This window comes from Acrocarpospora corrugata (genome assembly GCF_009687845.1).
Classification (GTDB): domain Bacteria; phylum Actinomycetota; class Actinomycetes; order Streptosporangiales; family Streptosporangiaceae; genus Acrocarpospora; species Acrocarpospora corrugata.
Genome location: NZ_BLAD01000078.1, coordinates 58,067 through 73,094 on the forward strand (window position 1 = coordinate 58,067; position 15,028 = coordinate 73,094).

The following is a 15,028-nucleotide window of genomic DNA, read 5'->3' on the forward strand; positions in this document are numbered from 1 at the left end:
CGCAAGTTAATTCTCTGCGAGTCCTAAGGGAGGCGGCGGAGGAGCCTCAAGCCCTCTTGGCGCCGGTACGGCGAGGACGGGGATGGACGTAAACGGCGCCGGATAACGGCGAGCAAGATCGATGATCTAGCGGCGGAGCGCCCATTCGACCGCGGGGCAGCGGTTCATGACGACGTCCAGGCCGGCGGCTTGGGCGCGTAGGGCGGCGGGGACGTCGATGACGTCGAGGGGGAGCCAGACGGCTTTGGCGTGGATGGCGATGGCCTGGTCGATGGTTTCGGCGGCGTGGGCGGAGCGGCGGTAGATGGCGACGACGTCGATGGGGACGGGGATGTCGGCGAGGGTGGGGTAGCCCTTCTCGCCGAGGACGGTGTCCGCGAGGGGGTGGACGGGGACGATCGTCTTGCCGCGGGTCTGGAGGAGTTCTGCTTGGGTGTACGCGGTTCGTTGGGGGTTGTCGGCGAGTCCGACGAACGCCCAGGTGTGGGTGTCGTGGAGCAGGCGCCGGATGACAACCAAGTCCGCGAAACGGTCTGCCATGTTTTCTTTAACATCCGGGGTGCCCGAAATCATCCGGTAACGGAGGGTGCCGGTGGTCACGCACGGTCGCGGACCACTCTTAGGCGATTGCCATTCTCGCGGTCGCAACCGCCATTATCGGCTGTCATCAGATCATCCTCTTCACTCACACATATTCGGAAAAATGGACCGATGACAATGACCCCCAACCGCCGGATTGGTTGGGGGTCAAGCTGTTCGCGAGTAATATTCGCCTTTGGTCGGACCGCAGGTCGAGCCCCGGTTCACGGCTTGACCCGTGATGTTTGCCCATGAGTCGTTGGTTGAATTTGTAACTAGGAACTCATCGGGTTATCCGTAATTCTCTCTGTAGAGGAAAGCAGGGAGATGGCCGTGAATGACCAGTATGAGCTTTATTGCCTGGCGGACCGGCTTTTTTACGACACGCCGGATAATCGGCGCTCGGAACACCCCGATTTCCCGGTAGCCGGCCGGGAAGTGCCGGTCGGATGGGAGCACCAGCCGACCGACACGTGGCTGCACTACGCCCCGGTCACCCGCCGGATCGCACCCCAGGGTTGGAAGATTCACGTTTCGGCCCGGCTGGAAGACGCGGATCGGGCGCTGGCCGCGGTCTGGGACTACTGCGTGCCGCGCGACATCGCGTTCAAGTTCCTCCGCAGCGCCCCCGTCATGACCATGCTCAACGCGAAGGCCGCCCCCCGAGGCGCCAGCGGAAAACTAGTCACGATATATCCGCTCGAATCGGAACTTGAGCTCGTGCTCAAGGAGCTCGACACCCTCCTGCGCGGCATCCAGGGCCCCTACATCCTCAGCGACCTCCGCTACGCCGACGGCCCGCTCTACGTCCGCTACGGCGGCTTCACCCCCCGCCACACCCTCGGCGACAACGGCGAACAGGTCACCGCCATCGAGAACCCCGACGGCGCCCTCGTCCCCGACGTCCGCGGCCCGTCCTTCGTGCTCCCGCAATGGGTGCCCCTGCCGGATTTCCTGGCCCCCCACCTGGAGGCCAGGAACACGGTCACCACCGGCGCACTGCCGTACGACATCGAGAGCGTCCTGCACTTCTCCAACGGCGGCGGGGTATATCTCGGGACGGATCGCCGCACCGGCGAGCGGGTGGTGCTCAAGGAGGCCAGGCCGTACGCCGGACTGGACTCGGGCGGCCGGGACGCGGTCACCCGCCTCCAGCATGAGCGGGACATGCTCCAGCGCCTGGCCGGCCTCCCCTCGGTGCCGGAATATCGCGACTATTTCACCCTCGGCGAGCACCACTTCCTCGTCATGGAGTTCGTCGACGGGAATCCGCTGCAGCGCCAGCTCGTGCACCGCTATCCGCTGACCAGGGCGGACTGCTCCGCGGCGAGCCTGGCCGAGTACACCGCGTGGGTCCTGAAGATCCTGCCCGGGGTCCGGGACGCGGTCGAAGCCCTGCACCGGCGCGGCGTCGTCTTCGGCGACCTGCACCCCAACAACATCCTGGTCACCGAATCCGGCCGGCTGGTCCTGATCGACTTCGAGGTGGCCCTGCCGATCGAGGACCAGGGCAGAGCCCTGCTGGCCCACCCCGCCTTCCTGGCGCCGCCGAACCGCCGGGGCGCGGACGTCGACCTCTACTCGCTCGCCTGTCTGGTCTTCGGCCTGTTCGCCCCGCAAGCGACCATCATGCTCCCGCTGACCGACAACAAGATCACCCAGCTGGCCCGCCTGATCATCCGGACCTTCCCGGTCCCGCCCGAGGTCATCGCCACCGCCCTGGCCACCGTCCAGGGCACCCCGGCGCCCTCCCTCGACCTGCCGCAAGGCTGGCCCTCCGGCGCGGACGCGATGATCAGGGCGATCCTGGCCACCGCCACCCCCACCCGCAGAGACCGGCTCTTCCCCGGCGACATCGCCCAGTTCCGCCCCGGCGGCGGCGTCAACTTCGCCCACGGCGCCGCCGGCGTCCTGTACGCGCTGGACGCCGCCGGAGCCGGCCGCTTCCCGGAACACGAGGAATGGCTGCTCGGCCGCGCGCTCACTCCAGACCCTGGCACTCCGCCCGGTTTCTACGACGGAACCCACGGAATCGCCCACGTCCTGGACCGCTTCGGGCAACGGGCGGGCGCGCTGGAACTGGTCGACCGCGCGATGCGCACCGACTGGCGGCGACTGGACACCGGATTGGCGACGGGTTTGGCGGGAATCGGGCTGAACCTGCTGCATCTCGGCTTGGATGCGTGGCAGATGATCGAGGCCTGCGTCGACCGGCTGCCGGAAGATGTGCCCGAGCTGAGCGGCGGATCCAATCCCCGCGCGGGGCTCATGCACGGTTCCAGCGGCTCGGCCCTGCTCTTTCTGCACGCGTACGAGCGAAGTGGCGACAGCACTCTGCTCGATCTCGCCGAACGCGCCCTCCGGCAGGATCTGCGGCGATGCGTCCGTACTCAGGACGATTCACTTCAGGTGAACCAGGGCTGGCGGACGTTGCCGTACCTGGAGGAGGGCTCGGTCGGCATCGCCCTCGTGCTCGAACGCCTCCTGGCCCACCGGCCCGACGAGGATCTACGCGCGAATCTCGACGCGCTCCTCCTCGTCACCCGATCCCGATACTTCGTGCAGCCCGGCCTGTTCGCCGGCCGGGCGGGCCTGATCCTGGCCGAACCGGCACTGATCCCCGGCCTGGACTGGCATGCCCTCCCCTACCGGGACGGACTCGCGTTCCCCGGTGACCAGCTGCTCCGCATCTCGATGGATTTCGCCACCGGGACCGCGGGCGTGCTGTTCGCCCTGAGCGCCGCTCCGCTCCCCTTCCTGCGACCGCCAGGCGACCACGCCGGCCCAGGGGCGCCCCTGTGACCGGCCGCCGAGCGGCACCTGTCCCGACCAGTTCTCGATGGAGGTGACAACACAAATGGTTCTTCTCGACCTTCAGGCCATGGAGGTGCCGGGTGGGGGCGGCCACGGTGGTGGCGGCGGTAGCACGCTGACCCTGCTCGGCTGCAACTCCAACAGCCCGAGCAACCTGAGCCTCCTGCTCTGCCACTAGAGCCCGGCTCTCGCGTCACCCACTCATGAAGATCTCGAAATCACCCGATAAAGAAGGAGCACGACCATGGTTCTTCTCGACCTTCAGGCGATGGAAGTTCCCGGCGGCGGCGGCCACGGCGGCGGCGGTGGGAGCACGCTGACCCTGCTCGGCTGCAACTCGAACTCGCCGAGCAACCTGAGTCTTCTCCTCTGCCACTAGCACGAATCTCCGAGCCCTGAGCTGGCCCCAGCTCAGGGCTCGGCCCGTCTGTCTCGTGTCTCGCGTTCGCGGAAGGAGAATCGGGTGCGTACCGCGGATCGGCTGGTGGCCGGGGCGATCAGGCGCGGCGGGCCGGCGGTCGGGGTGCTGGCTGTGACCTCGGTGGCCGGGGGGGTGCTCGCGCTGGCGTTGCCGTACACGCTGGGGCGGACCGCCGACGCGCGGTCGGGGGGCTGGCTCGCGGTGAGTGTCGCGGTGGTGGGGTTGCTGGTGGTCTGCGACACGCTCGGGGTGTGGGCCGGGGCCGCGAGTGGCGCGCAGGCTGCGGCCTGGCTGCGGCATCGGCTGCTGCGGCAGGTGGTCGGGGTCGGGCCCGGGTTGACCCGGTCGATCCCGGAAGGTGATTTGGTGACCCGGCTCGGGATGAACGCCGAAGAGGTCGGGCGTGCCCCGGATGCCGCGATCACCGGCGTGACGATGCTCATTCCCGCGGTGGGGAGTCTGGTGGCGCTGCTGCTCATCGATCCTTGGCTGGCGCTGACGCTGGTGGCCGGGCTGACGGTCATTGTGCTGGTTTTGCGGGCGTTTCTGCGGACTTCGACCGCGCTCGCCGGGGAGTATCAGGAGGCTCAGGCCGATATCGCGTCCCGTCTGGTGGACGCCGTCGCCGGAGTTCGCACCATCGCCGCCGCCGGGACCGCCGCGCAGGAGACGCGCCGGGTGCTGGCCGCGCTGCCCCAGGTGCGCGCCCACGCGATGGAGCTGTGGCGGGTCCGCGCGCAGGCCGGCGTGCAGGCCGCCGTGGTGATCCCGCTCCTGGAAGTCTGCGTGCTCGGCGTCGGCGGCTTCCGCCTCGCCTCCGGCGACCTCACCGCCGGTGAACTGTACGCGGCCGCCCGCTACGTCGTTCTCGGCGCCGGCCTCGGCTCCGCCCTCGGCTACGTCAGCCAGGTCGCCCGCGCCCGCGCCGCCGCCCGCCGCCTGGCCGAGGTCCTGGACGAGTGCCCCACCCCCCACGGCGTACGGCACCTGCCCGCCGGCCCCGGCGCGCTGACCTTCCACGACGTGATGGCCGCCGGCCTCCACATCCCCAACCTCAAGGTCCCCGGCGGCGCCGCCGTCGCCGTGGTCGGCCGCTCCGGCTCCGGCAAATCCCGCCTCGCCGGCCTGGCCGCCCGCCTCACCGATCCGGCCCGCGGCCAGGTCCTGCTCGACGATGTCCCCCTGCACCGCCTGTCGCGTACGGCGTTGCGGCAGGCGATCGGGGTCGCGTTCGAGCGTCCGGCGCTGGTGGGGGAGACGGTGGCGGACACGATCGGGCCCGGCGCGGAGGAGGCCGCCCACGCGGCTGGGGCCGGCACGTTCATTCGGCGGCTTCCGTCCGGGTATGCGACGGCGCTGGCTGAGGCTCCGATGTCCGGGGGTGAACGTCAGCGGATCGGGTTGGCGCGGGCGTTCGCGCATGGGGATCGGCTGCTGGTGCTCGACGACGCCACGTCCAGCCTGGACACGATCACCGAGCATCAGGTTGGGCGGGCGTTATCCGCCGATTCGCGGACCCGCCTGATCGTCACGCATCGGGCTGCCATGGCGGCCCGCGCTGACCTGGTCATCTGGCTGGAGCACGGCCGAGTGCGCGGTTACGACCGGCATGGCCGCTTGTGGCGCAACCCGGACTACCGCGCGGTCTTCCAGGCGGAGGCGTCATGACGGACGTTCGGTCGCGTCAGCGAAGGCCGGTGGAACCGAGCGCGGGTTCGTTGGTTCGGCCTGCGCGGACGTGGCGCAATCGGGCCTTCCAAGTGGAGGCGTCATGACGGACGTTTCGCGGGTGTTGGTGCGGGCGGTGGCGCGGGAGCCTGGGCGGGCCGTTCGGCTGGCCGCGTGGTCGATCGCTGAGGTGGCGCCGTCGTTTGTGGTTGGGCTGGCGTTGGCGGGGGCCATTGACGATGGGTTCGGGGCGGGGCGGCCCGGGGTCGGGGTGGTCTGGGTTGGGGTGTTGGGGCTGTCGTGGATTCTGGCGGCGGTGGGGGCTCGGCAGGCTTTGCTGGCGTTGGCGGGGATTGTGGAGCCGTTTCGGGAGCGGCTGATCGCGGGGGCTGTGCAGGACGCGCTGGTGGGGGGGCGGGCGGAGGCGGCCGTGGTCACGCGGTCGAATCTGCAGGTTGAGGTGGCTCGGGATGCGTTCGCGACCGTGCTGGGGGTGTTGCGGTCGTTCGTGTTCACGCTGGTCAGCGTGGTGTTGGGGCTGTCGGCGCTGATGCCCGCCGTGCTGGTGCTGGTGCTGCCGCCGTTCGTGCTGGGAGTGGGGCTGTTTCTGCTGTCGTTGCCCGCGCTGGGGCGGCGGCAACGGGAGTTTCTGGCCGCCGATGAGCGGACCACGGAGTCGGTCACGGTGGCGATGGGCGGGTTGCGGGATGTCGTGGCTTGTGGCGATGAGGAGCGGACTGTCGCGTGGGTTGGGCGGCGGGTCGACGAGCAGGCGGGGGCGGCTCAGGCGCTGGCTCGGGTGACGGCGGTGCGGACGTTCTCGCTGGGGCTGGGTGGCTGGCTGCCGGTGGTGCTGGTGCTGGGGTTCGCGCCGGGGTTGGGGGCGACTCCGGGTGTCGTGGTGGGGGTGCTGGCTGCGGTCATTCAGTCGCTTACGCCTGCTCTGGGGGGGTTGGTGGAGGGGCTGGGGGTGAGCGGGGTTCGGCTGGTGGTGACGCTGGAGCGGCTTTTGGGCAATCGGCCGGCGGTGGGTCCGGAGCGGGTCACGCCGCCGGATGTCCGGGTTGAGCTGGCGGGGGTGACCTTTCGATATGGGCCCGATGCTGATCCGGTTGTGGCTGAGCTCGATCTGGTGGTGGCGGAGGGGGAGCATCTGGCGGTCGTCGGGCCGAGCGGGATCGGGAAGTCCACGCTGGCGGCCCTGATCACGGGGTTGGTCCGGCCGGAGGAGGGCAGCGTCACTTTCGGCGGGGTGGCCGCGGATCGGGTGGATCCGGCGGCGCGGGTGCTCATCCCGCAGGAGGCGTACATCTTTCGCGGGACGCTCTGGGACAACCTCACGTATCTGTCGGTCGCCTCCGAGACCCGGGTCGACGGGGCGGTGGAGGCGGTCGGCGCGGGGGAACTGGTCGGGCGGCTCGGCGGCTATCAGGCCGACATCCACGCGGGCGCGCTTTCGCCGGGGGAGCGGCAGCTGCTGGCCCTCGTCCGGGCCTATCTGTCGCCGACCAGGCTGACCATTCTCGACGAATCGACCTGTCATCTCGATCCCGCCGCCGAAGCACGCGCCGAAGAGGCGTTCGCTCGCCGGGGCGGCACTCTGATCGTCATCGCGCACCGGCTGACGTCGGCTCTGCGCGCGCGGCGCATTCTCCTCCTGGACGGCACCAAAGCCGTGTCCGGCACACACGCCGACCTTCTTGTCTCTTCCCCGCTCTACGCCGACCTCGCCGGACAGTGGGATCCCGAACTGGAGCAGGTGTCATGACTTCGTACCCCTTCGCGGAACGTCAGCCGATCGTGGAGACGATCCACGGGCATCGGGTCGAGGATCCGTACCGGTGGCTTGAGGATCCGGCCAGCCCCGAGACCGAGAAATGGCTGGCCGCCCAGGACGAACTCTGGCGCAGGCATTCGCTTCCGGCGCGGCCCCGGCTGCGCAACCGGATCGCTCAGCTGACGGCTACCGGCGTGGTCGGGACGCCGGTCTGGCGCGAGGGCCGAGCATTCCGGGTTCGCCGGGAGCCGGGGCAGGAACACGCTGTGCTGTTCGTCGGTCTTCCGGAGATCCCTTCCGAGGTTGTACGGCGGATGCCGGCCGACGTGGGGGAACTCGTCTGGCATGTCGTGCTCGACCCGATGGTGGTGGATCCGGCGGGGACGACGACGCTGGACGACTGGCATGCGTCCCCGGACGGGAAGCTGGTCGCCGTACAGCTGTCGCGGCGGGGCGAGGAGCGGGCCGAGCTGTATGTGCTCGATGTCATGTCCGGCGAGGTGGTGGACGGGCCGGTGATGGATTGCCGGTATTCGCCGGTGGCGTGGCTTCCGTCGTCCGATTCGTTCTATTACATCCGTGGCCGGGTCGCGCATCTGCGGCGAGTCCGGGGGGACGATGTGCCGCTGGTCGAGGCGGATGGGCTGGCGTTGAGCGCCGACGGGCGGTGGTTGACGCTTTCCATCAACCGGGGGACCGGCAACGACATCCGGGTGTGCGATCTGGCCGGGCCGGAATGGCGGCAGGTGCACGGCGGCAGGGGCGTCAAGACGGCGGTGAACGTCGGGGCAGACGGGCGGTTGTACGTCGCGACCACCCAGGACGCGCCGCGCGTGCGCCTGGCCGTCGGCGATCCGGTGCAGCCGAACCTCTGGAGCGACCTGGTGCCCGAGGACCCGGAGGCGGTACTGGCAGATTTCGCATTGCTCGACGGCGCGTTGCTGGTGACCCGGGTCCGGCACGCGATCAGCGAGATCAATGTTCACGACCCCGTGACTGGGGAGTGGAAAAGCGCGGTTCCACTTCCCGGTCACGGTTCCATCGGGCGGATGTCCGTACACGGGCATCAGGCCTGGTTCACGTACGCCGATTACGTCACTCCGGAGAGCGTGTATCGATATGACGCCCGTACCGGACAAACCACGCTTTGGGAGGGCGCGCCGGGCCGGGCCGACCTGCCGGAGATCGAGTCGCACCAGCTCGAATACCCGTCCGCCGACGGCACGCTGATCCGCATGGTGGTGCTCTCCGGCCCGTCCATCGGCCCCCGGCCCTGCATTCTGTACGGCTACGGCGGCTTCGGCGTGCCCCTCACCCCCGCGTACTCCAGCTACGTCCTCCCCTGGATCGAAGCCGGGGGAATCTTCGCCTTCGCCCAGATCCGCGGCGGTGGCGAAGAAGGAGAAGACTGGCACCGCGCCGGCACCCTCGACCGTAAACAGAACGTCTTCCACGATTTCGCCGCCGCCGCGGAAACCCTGATCAACTGCCGCTGGACCACTCCCGACCGCCTCGGCATCTGCGGCGAATCCAACGGCGGCCTGCTCGTCGGCGCGATGCTCACCCAGCGCCCCGACCTGTTCGCCGCCGCCGTCTGCTCCGCGCCCGTCCTCGACATGGCCCGCTACGAACGCTCCGGCTTCGGCCCCCGCTGGCGCGCCGAGTACGGCTCCGCCGACGACCCCGACGCCCTCGCCTGGCTGCTGCGCTACTCCCCGTACCACCACGTAAGCGAAGGAATCCCCTACCCCGCCACGCTGTTCGCCGTCTTCGGGGGCGACACCCGAGTGGACCCCCTACACGCCAGGAAGATGTGCGCCGCCCTCCAGCACGCCACCGCCGGCCCTCGTCCCATCCTGCTCCGCCACGAGTCCGAGGTCGGCCACGGCGCCCGCTCGGCCAGCCGCTCCATCGAACTCGCCGCCGACATGCTGGCCTTCTTCACCGCGCACCTCTGACCCCTCACACGCAGGCGATCTCGAACCAGACCTTGTTCCGTCCCGCCTCCCGGACCATGCCCCACCGGGCCGAAAGCGCGTCCAGCAGGGGCAGCCCACGACCGCTGGACCCGTTCGGGATGGAATGCCCCGCGCACGGCGGGTTCGCCGAGCCCTCATCCTGGACACACACCCGCACCCGGCCCCGCGGAAAGGTCACCGTCACCGTGAACTCGCCCCCGTCGCCGGACCGGGAGTGCACCACCGCGTTGGTGGCGATCTCGCTGGTCAGCAGGACACAGTCATCATGCAGAGGGTGATCACGACCAAGCGTCGCCGACACCAACCGACGGGCGTGCACCACCTGATCCCGCCCCCCGGACAGCTTCGCCTCGACATCCCCGACAGTGGTGGTGTTTCCCATCTCATACCCCGACCCGTTCATGAGCCCTCCTATGGCCGCGAAATGAAGACGCACGGCCACCTCTTCTGAGATGTCGCGAGAAGGTAGGAGTTGGCTTCCCTTATGGAACCGTTAACCGGGAGATGTGAAGGTTGTCAACCGCTGATGCCGGAGTGGCTGCGGTTTGGCTAGCCCGGGGGACGAATAGGCCCTTCTATTCAGTCGACTCTATTCAGTCGACGACCAGGCGCGCCTCACGGCCGTTGTGTTCGCGCTGCCGTCGCACCACATAGCTGCCGGGCGCGCACCCGCTGGCCCCATGCTCCGGATGCAGCAGATACGCGACGGCCGAGGTCTCGAACACGCCGATGGCCAGCCAACTCCGATCCGCCACACCGGTCGTCCACCGGCAGGTACGCGGATCGGCGACGAGCGTGTGCGGATTCCCGCCGGCCCCGTCGTAGTGCGCGACCCAGGAAACGCACTGCGTCTCATACCAGCCGGTCCGGCTCACATCCTGGTCGGACGCCAGGCGAACGGGGACGCGCAGCGACCTGAGTACGGATCGGACCTGTCTACGGGCCTATTGCAGTTCGCGCGTCGTCTCCATGATGAGTTCATCGACGACGTCCGGGAGATGGCCGGTGGCGGTGAGGGTGCGCTGCTGACGGCGCGAGGAGGTCCCGGAGGCGAGGAGCCTGGCCGCGAGGCTGGAGATTTCCTCCCAGTCGCCCAGGTCTTTCAGGGCCTCCTGGCCGTACTGCAGGATGCGGTCCAGCATGGCCGAGGCGGGGACCTTCTCGGCGGTCATGGGGTCGATCAGGTCGGCGGTCAGGCCGGAGCGGGCGGCCCGCCAGGTCGCGGCTTTGATCATGGGCGGGGAGATGCGGACCGGCGGGCGTTCGGCCTGGATCTCGTCGATGCAGGTCAGGACCAGGGCTCGGGCCAGACCGGCGAGCAGGATGGTCTCGTCGACGGTGGTGCAGGCGTCGGCGATCCGGAATTCGAGGGTGGGAAAGTTGGTGCCGAGGCGGGCGTCCCAGTAGAGGTTGCCGGTGTCGGTGAGCGCGTCGGTTTCGAGGAGATGGCCGACGTGCTCGGCATAGTCGGCGTGGGAGTCGAACAAGGGCGGCGGCCCGCCGATGGGGAACCCGGCCCAGAGGGGATTCCGGAAGGATTGGTAGCCGGTGTCCGCGCTGTCGTAGAAGGGGGAGCTCGTGGAGAGGGCGAGGAACAGCGGCAGCCAGGGCTGGATGCGGTTCAGGACGTGGACGGCGAGCTCTCTGTCGGCGATGCCGATGTGCACGTGGCAGCCGCAGGTGATGCGGCGCTGGACCACGTCGCGGTAGTGCTCGAAACACCGGTCGTAGCGCGGTTTCCGCATCAGCCGGGCGGTTCGCCAGTCGGCGGTGGGCATCGTTCCGGCGGACAGCACGGAAAGCCCGGCGTCTGAGGCCGTCCGGGTGAGCGTGCCCCGGAGTTTCCTGAGTTCACCGCGGAGCTGCCGCAGGCTACGGCAGACGTCGGTTCTGGTCTCGACCGTGGCCATATGGAATTCGTAGTCGAATCCGTGATAAGTGCCGGGAGTGGTGGGGTTCGCGTCGAGCAGGGCCCGCATATTCGGCAGCCCTTCCGAGGCGAGCATTCGGCTCACCGGATCGACAATGAAGAACTCTTCTTCCACTCCCATCGTGAGCACACCGCGACTATACCGACGTAATTACGGAAGTCAAACGATGCAGAAAACTTTATGGATGGCCTATATCGGGAGATCTTGCTTGGGGTGTTATTTGTCCGGCTGGAGTGCGTCGGCGCGGCGTCGGAACAGGGTTCGCTCGCGCTCATTCCGGGTCAGTTCGGCGGCCCGCTCGAACTCCTTTCCAGCCTCCGCCGTACGCCCCAGGCGGGCGAGTAGATCTCCGCGAACGGCGGGCAACTGCGGGTAATCCCGGAGCGCCTTCTCCGCGCGCAGCCCTTCCACGATCTCCAGTCCCCGGGCCGGCCCGTACGCCATGCTCACCGCCACGGCCCGGTTGAGTTCGACCACCGGCGACGGTGCGACATGGCCGAGGACCAGGTAGAGCGCGGCCATCCGCTCCCAGTCGGTCTCCTCGGGTGCCAGGGCTCGCGCGTGACAGGCGGCCAGCGCTGCCTGCAGGCCGTACGGGCCGAGGGTGCCGAGGGACTCGGCTCGGTCCAGCGCGGCGAGGCCACGGCGGATGAGCAACCGGTCCCAGCGTCCACGATCTTGGTCGAGTAGCAGGACGGGTTCGCCGTCCGGGCCGGTCCGGGCCGCGATTCTGGACATTTGCAGTTCCATCAAGGAGACCAGGCCGTGTACTTCGGTCTCCTTTGGCATCAAACCCACGAGGATTCGCCCGAGCCGCAACGCGTCCTCGCAGAGTGAGGGGCGCATCCAGTCGGTTCCGGCGGTCGCGGCGTAGCCCTCGTTGAAAATGAGGTAGATCACCTCCAGGACCGAGGCGAGGCGGGCGGGAATCTCCGCCGGCGGCGGTAGCTCGATCTTGATTTGTTTCTCGGAGAGGGTGCGTTTGGCCCGGAAGATTCGCTGTCCGACGGTCGGCTCCGGCACCAGGAAGGCGCGCGCGATCTCTTCGGTGCTCAGGCCGCCGAGCAGCCGGAGCGTAAGAGCCAATCGCCCTTCCGTGGACAGAATCGGATGGCAGGCCGTGAACAGCAGCCGCAGCACGTCGTCACCGAAAGGATCGTCGAGTGCGGCTTCGGCATCGACGTCCGCGTGCCGGCGCTCCTGATCGCGGCCGACTTCTTCGAGCTTCTGCTCGTACCGGCTGCGGCGGCGCAGCAGATCGATGGCCCGGTGTTTGGCCGTGAGCATCAGCCACGCGCCCGGATTGTCGGGAACTCCGGATTGCGGCCATTGTTCCAACGCGATGACCAGCGCGTCCTGGGCGAGCTCTTCGGCCAGGCCCACGTCTCCGACAAGGCGGGCGAGCCCGGCGATCACCCGTCCGGCTTCGATCCGCCAGACCGCCTCGATCACCCGATTCGGATCGCCGCCCGTCATACCGGCCGATCCAAGCACGTCGGACCAGGAAATACGACCGGGCCCCCGGTGCTCGACCGGGGGCCCGGTACAGGTCAGGCGAAATCCTCCGGGCCGTACACGCGGTGGATGGCGGCCTCGCCCTCGAATCCGGGCCACAGGTCACGATGGATCTTCAGGAAGCGGCTGCTCCACTCGACCGCCTCCTCCTTGGACCTGACCTGGTACAGCGCGTAGCTGATCAGTTCCTTCGCCTCCGCGAACGGGCCGTCGGTCACGGTCAGCTTGCCGCCGACCAGCTCGACCCTGGCCCCCTCCGTGCTGGGCGCCAGCCCGCCGTTGTCCAGCAGCGCGCCCGCCTTCGTGGCCTCTTCGCCGAGCTTGTCGATGGCTTCCATCAGCTCGCCGGGGGGCGGGGTGTCCGGACGGGCGATGACGCTGAGAGTGATCATGTATCGCATCGGTGCTCCTTGCGAGTCTGGGATTGTTCCCCGATGACTACGCTTCGAATGAGGTGACGACGTTTCGACAGCCGCCGCGAAGATTTTTCAGCGCTGGGGTTCGATCACGATTTTGAGGCCCTGGCGCCGGATGGCGGCGGCGAAGGCCTTCGGTGCTTCCGCGAGCGGGTAGCGGGCGCTGACCAGCGAGGATACGTTGACTCTGCCTTCCTCGACGAGCCGGATCGCGCGCGGGTAGACGTCGTTCATGCGGCGGACGAGGGCCAGCGTGAGACCCTTGCGGCGGGCCAGGGAGGCCCGGAACGAGGTGTGGTCCCCGTCGGGGATGCCGACCAGGACCACCCGGCCGCCCGGCCGGGCCAGCTCCAGCGCGGTGTCCACGGCGGTGTCGTTGCCGGCCACCTCGAAGACGACGTCGGCCTCGGTGGTCTCGGTGAGCACGGCGCCGAAACGCCGGGCCGCTTCGGCGCGGTGGGGGAGCGGTTCGACGGCGGTGATCGTGGACGCGCCGGCCAGGCGGGCGAGCTGGATCAGCAGCAGGCCGATCGGGCCGCAGCCGACCACGGCGACCGTGCCGCCGAGGTGGAGGTGGCTCAGGTCGAAGGCGTGCAGGGCGACGCCGAGGGGTTCCAGCATGGCGCCGTCGCTGTCGGAGAGGCCGTCCGGGAGGGCGTGCAGGAGTTCGGTCGGCCAGGAGATGAGCTCCTGGAGGCCGCCGTCGAGCTGGTCGTGCCCGGCGAAACGGACGTACGGGCAGAGGTTGCGGTAGCCGCTGCGGCAGTTCGCGCATTTCTCGCAGGGGATGGCGGGGTCGACGGCGACGCGGCGGCCGTGGGCGGGGCCGCCTTCGATGACGCCGGCGAACTCGTGGCCGACGACGAGGGGGCGGGTGATCGTGGCGTCGCCGATTCCGCCTTCGGCGTACCAGTGCAGATCTGAGCCGCAGAGGCCGACGGCGGTGACGCGGACGAGGCTCATACCGGGTCCGACCTCGGGGGATGGCTCCTGGTTCAGGCGGATGTCGGCGACGCCGTGGAGGCGGGAGGCTCTCATGAGGTTGTCCGCATTTGTGTCATAAGGCTCCGACCTTTACTAGAGTCTGGGAATCTGTCAAGAATACGTGTGGCCGTCCTGATCGCCGCTCGGTAGCGTACGCACTGGGCGGACTTTGTATAGTTAGGTAGCAGATTGGCGATTTGCTATAGCAAAATCGCGGTGTTTGCGTGACTGGCACCGCGCTCTCCCACCTGACCTCCGAGACCCTCGCTGACCAGGCGTATGCCGCACTGCGGCTGGCCATAGCCAACGGGGAACTCGCGTGGGGAGAGAAGATCACCGAGCGTGGCCTGGCGACCCGGCTGGCCGTCAGCCCGACTCCGGTCCGGGAGGCGCTACGACGCCTGGAACAAGACCGGCTGGTCGAACGGACGGGGCCACGTTCGTTACGGGTGGTACGGCTTTCGCCGGAGACCCTGGCCGAAATTCGTGAAGTGGAGCGGCAACTTCAAGGGCTGACGGCACGGTTCGCGGCGCGGCACATCAGCGCCGAGGAAGTGGCTTCACTGGAGGCCGCACTCGCCGAGGCTGACCCGCTTCGGGCGGCTTTGTTACGTGCCGGCGGGACGTTGCCCTCAGAGGCCGTTCAGCGGCTTCTGGCGGCCCTGCGGCGCTTCCACGCGATCATTGAGGAAGTCGGCGCGAATCCGGTTCTGGCGGGGCTCCTGGAGCAAGCACGCGCCTTCAGCCCGGCGATCCGGGTCGAAACAGCTTTCGTCCACCTGATGGCAACCGACGGCTCCTACGAAGAACACCACCTCCTCCTCCAAGCCCTCCGCGACCACAACGAGGACGTAGCCGAACAAATCGCCCGCCGCCACTTCACTGGTTAGGTGACTCTCCCACCCACCCACCCGTTTGTTTGATTGCGGGCCTCCGCCCGCCCC

At 68.7% G+C, this 15,028-nt stretch carries 14 protein-coding genes; 7 read left to right on the forward strand and 7 right to left on the reverse strand.

Annotation, left to right across the window (positions count from 1 at the left end):
• Positions 1-126 precede the first annotated feature (126 nt).
• Complete coding sequence (locus Acor_RS31040; protein WP_155340321.1) at positions 127-540, reverse strand: CoA-binding protein; 414 nt, start codon at positions 538-540, stop codon at positions 127-129.
• A gap of 372 nt (positions 541-912) precedes the next feature.
• Here Acor_RS31040 and lanKC point away from each other — a divergent pair, with 372 nt between their 5' ends.
• The 6 genes from lanKC (at position 913) to Acor_RS31070 (ending at position 9,217) form a co-directional block, all read left to right on the forward strand.
• Positions 913-3,381, forward strand: a complete 2,469-nt coding sequence (lanKC, locus tag Acor_RS31045) for a class III lanthionine synthetase LanKC (RefSeq protein ID WP_218034587.1) — start codon at positions 913-915, stop codon at positions 3,379-3,381.
• A gap of 55 nt (positions 3,382-3,436) precedes the next feature.
• Positions 3,437-3,571 (forward strand): SapB/AmfS family lanthipeptide, encoded by a 135-nt coding sequence (locus Acor_RS31050; RefSeq protein WP_155340323.1) that lies wholly within the window; start codon positions 3,437-3,439, stop codon positions 3,569-3,571.
• 66 nt (positions 3,572-3,637) lie between these two features.
• Positions 3,638-3,772 (forward strand): SapB/AmfS family lanthipeptide, encoded by a 135-nt coding sequence (locus Acor_RS31055; protein ID WP_155340323.1) that lies wholly within the window; start codon positions 3,638-3,640, stop codon positions 3,770-3,772.
• Positions 3,773-3,856: 84 nt separating this feature from the next.
• Positions 3,857-5,482 (forward strand): ATP-binding cassette domain-containing protein, encoded by a 1,626-nt coding sequence (locus Acor_RS45645; RefSeq protein WP_155340324.1) that lies wholly within the window; start codon positions 3,857-3,859, stop codon positions 5,480-5,482.
• Positions 5,483-5,585: 103 nt separating this feature from the next.
• Positions 5,586-7,250, forward strand: a complete 1,665-nt coding sequence (locus Acor_RS45650; RefSeq protein WP_155340325.1) for an ATP-binding cassette domain-containing protein — start codon at positions 5,586-5,588, stop codon at positions 7,248-7,250.
• Positions 7,247-9,217: a prolyl oligopeptidase family serine peptidase gene (locus Acor_RS31070; protein ID WP_155340326.1), complete on the forward strand. Its 1,971-nt coding sequence runs from the start codon at positions 7,247-7,249 to the stop codon at positions 9,215-9,217. The genes Acor_RS45650 and Acor_RS31070 overlap by 4 nt, the downstream gene beginning before the upstream one ends.
• 4 nt (positions 9,218-9,221) lie before the next feature.
• On the opposite strand, the gene Acor_RS31075 is transcribed toward Acor_RS31070, so the two are convergent.
• The 6 genes from Acor_RS31075 to Acor_RS31100 all read right to left on the reverse strand — a co-directional run bounded on the left by Acor_RS31075 (position 9,222) and on the right by Acor_RS31100 (position 14,138).
• Entirely contained in the window at positions 9,222-9,641 is a 420-nt protein-coding gene (locus Acor_RS31075) for an ATP-binding protein (protein ID WP_155340327.1), read from the reverse strand.
• Positions 9,642-9,831: 190 nt separating this feature from the next.
• Positions 9,832-10,113, reverse strand: coding sequence for a hypothetical protein (locus Acor_RS31080; protein WP_246239368.1), 282 nt, complete (start codon positions 10,111-10,113; stop codon positions 9,832-9,834).
• A 69-nt stretch (positions 10,114-10,182) separates the two neighbouring features.
• On the reverse strand, positions 10,183-11,289 hold the full coding sequence (locus Acor_RS31085; RefSeq protein WP_246239376.1) for a carboxylate-amine ligase: 1,107 nt from the start codon (positions 11,287-11,289) through the stop codon (positions 10,183-10,185).
• Between the two features lie 96 nt (positions 11,290-11,385).
• Entirely contained in the window at positions 11,386-12,645 is a 1,260-nt protein-coding gene (locus Acor_RS31090; RefSeq protein WP_155340329.1) for an RNA polymerase sigma factor, read from the reverse strand.
• A gap of 74 nt (positions 12,646-12,719) precedes the next feature.
• Positions 12,720-13,085 (reverse strand): YciI family protein, encoded by a 366-nt coding sequence (locus Acor_RS31095; protein ID WP_155340330.1) that lies wholly within the window; start codon positions 13,083-13,085, stop codon positions 12,720-12,722.
• An 87-nt stretch (positions 13,086-13,172) separates the two neighbouring features.
• Positions 13,173-14,138 (reverse strand): zinc-dependent alcohol dehydrogenase, encoded by a 966-nt coding sequence (locus Acor_RS31100; RefSeq protein ID WP_155340331.1) that lies wholly within the window; start codon positions 14,136-14,138, stop codon positions 13,173-13,175.
• A gap of 170 nt (positions 14,139-14,308) precedes the next feature.
• Between Acor_RS31100 and Acor_RS31105 the strand changes: the two genes are divergently transcribed.
• Positions 14,309-14,974 (forward strand): GntR family transcriptional regulator, encoded by a 666-nt coding sequence (locus Acor_RS31105; RefSeq protein WP_155340332.1) that lies wholly within the window; start codon positions 14,309-14,311, stop codon positions 14,972-14,974.
• Positions 14,975-15,028: the final 54 nt, after the last annotated feature.

Bases quoted from the DNA above. Each gene is read 5' to 3' on its own strand.
- Acor_RS31100 (WP_155340331.1), bottom strand. From the start codon at position 14,138: ATGAGAGCCTCCCGCCTCCACGGCGTCGCCGACATCCGCCTGAACCAG.
- Acor_RS31085 (WP_246239376.1), bottom strand. From the start codon at position 11,289: ATGGGAGTGGAAGAAGAGTTCTTCATTGTCGATCCGGTGAGCCGAATG.
- Acor_RS31090 (WP_155340329.1), bottom strand. From the start codon at position 12,645: ATGACGGGCGGCGATCCGAATCGGGTGATCGAGGCGGTCTGGCGGATC.
- Acor_RS31040 (WP_155340321.1), bottom strand. From the start codon at position 540: ATGGCAGACCGTTTCGCGGACTTGGTTGTCATCCGGCGCCTGCTCCAC.
- Acor_RS31075 (WP_155340327.1), bottom strand. From the start codon at position 9,641: ATGAACGGGTCGGGGTATGAGATGGGAAACACCACCACTGTCGGGGAT.
- Acor_RS31070 (WP_155340326.1), top strand. From the start codon at position 7,247: ATGACTTCGTACCCCTTCGCGGAACGTCAGCCGATCGTGGAGACGATC.
- Acor_RS45650 (WP_155340325.1), top strand. From the start codon at position 5,586: ATGACGGACGTTTCGCGGGTGTTGGTGCGGGCGGTGGCGCGGGAGCCT.
- Acor_RS31055 (WP_155340323.1), top strand. From the start codon at position 3,638: ATGGTTCTTCTCGACCTTCAGGCGATGGAAGTTCCCGGCGGCGGCGGC.
- Acor_RS31050 (WP_155340323.1), top strand. From the start codon at position 3,437: ATGGTTCTTCTCGACCTTCAGGCCATGGAGGTGCCGGGTGGGGGCGGC.
- Acor_RS31095 (WP_155340330.1), bottom strand. From the start codon at position 13,085: ATGCGATACATGATCACTCTCAGCGTCATCGCCCGTCCGGACACCCCG.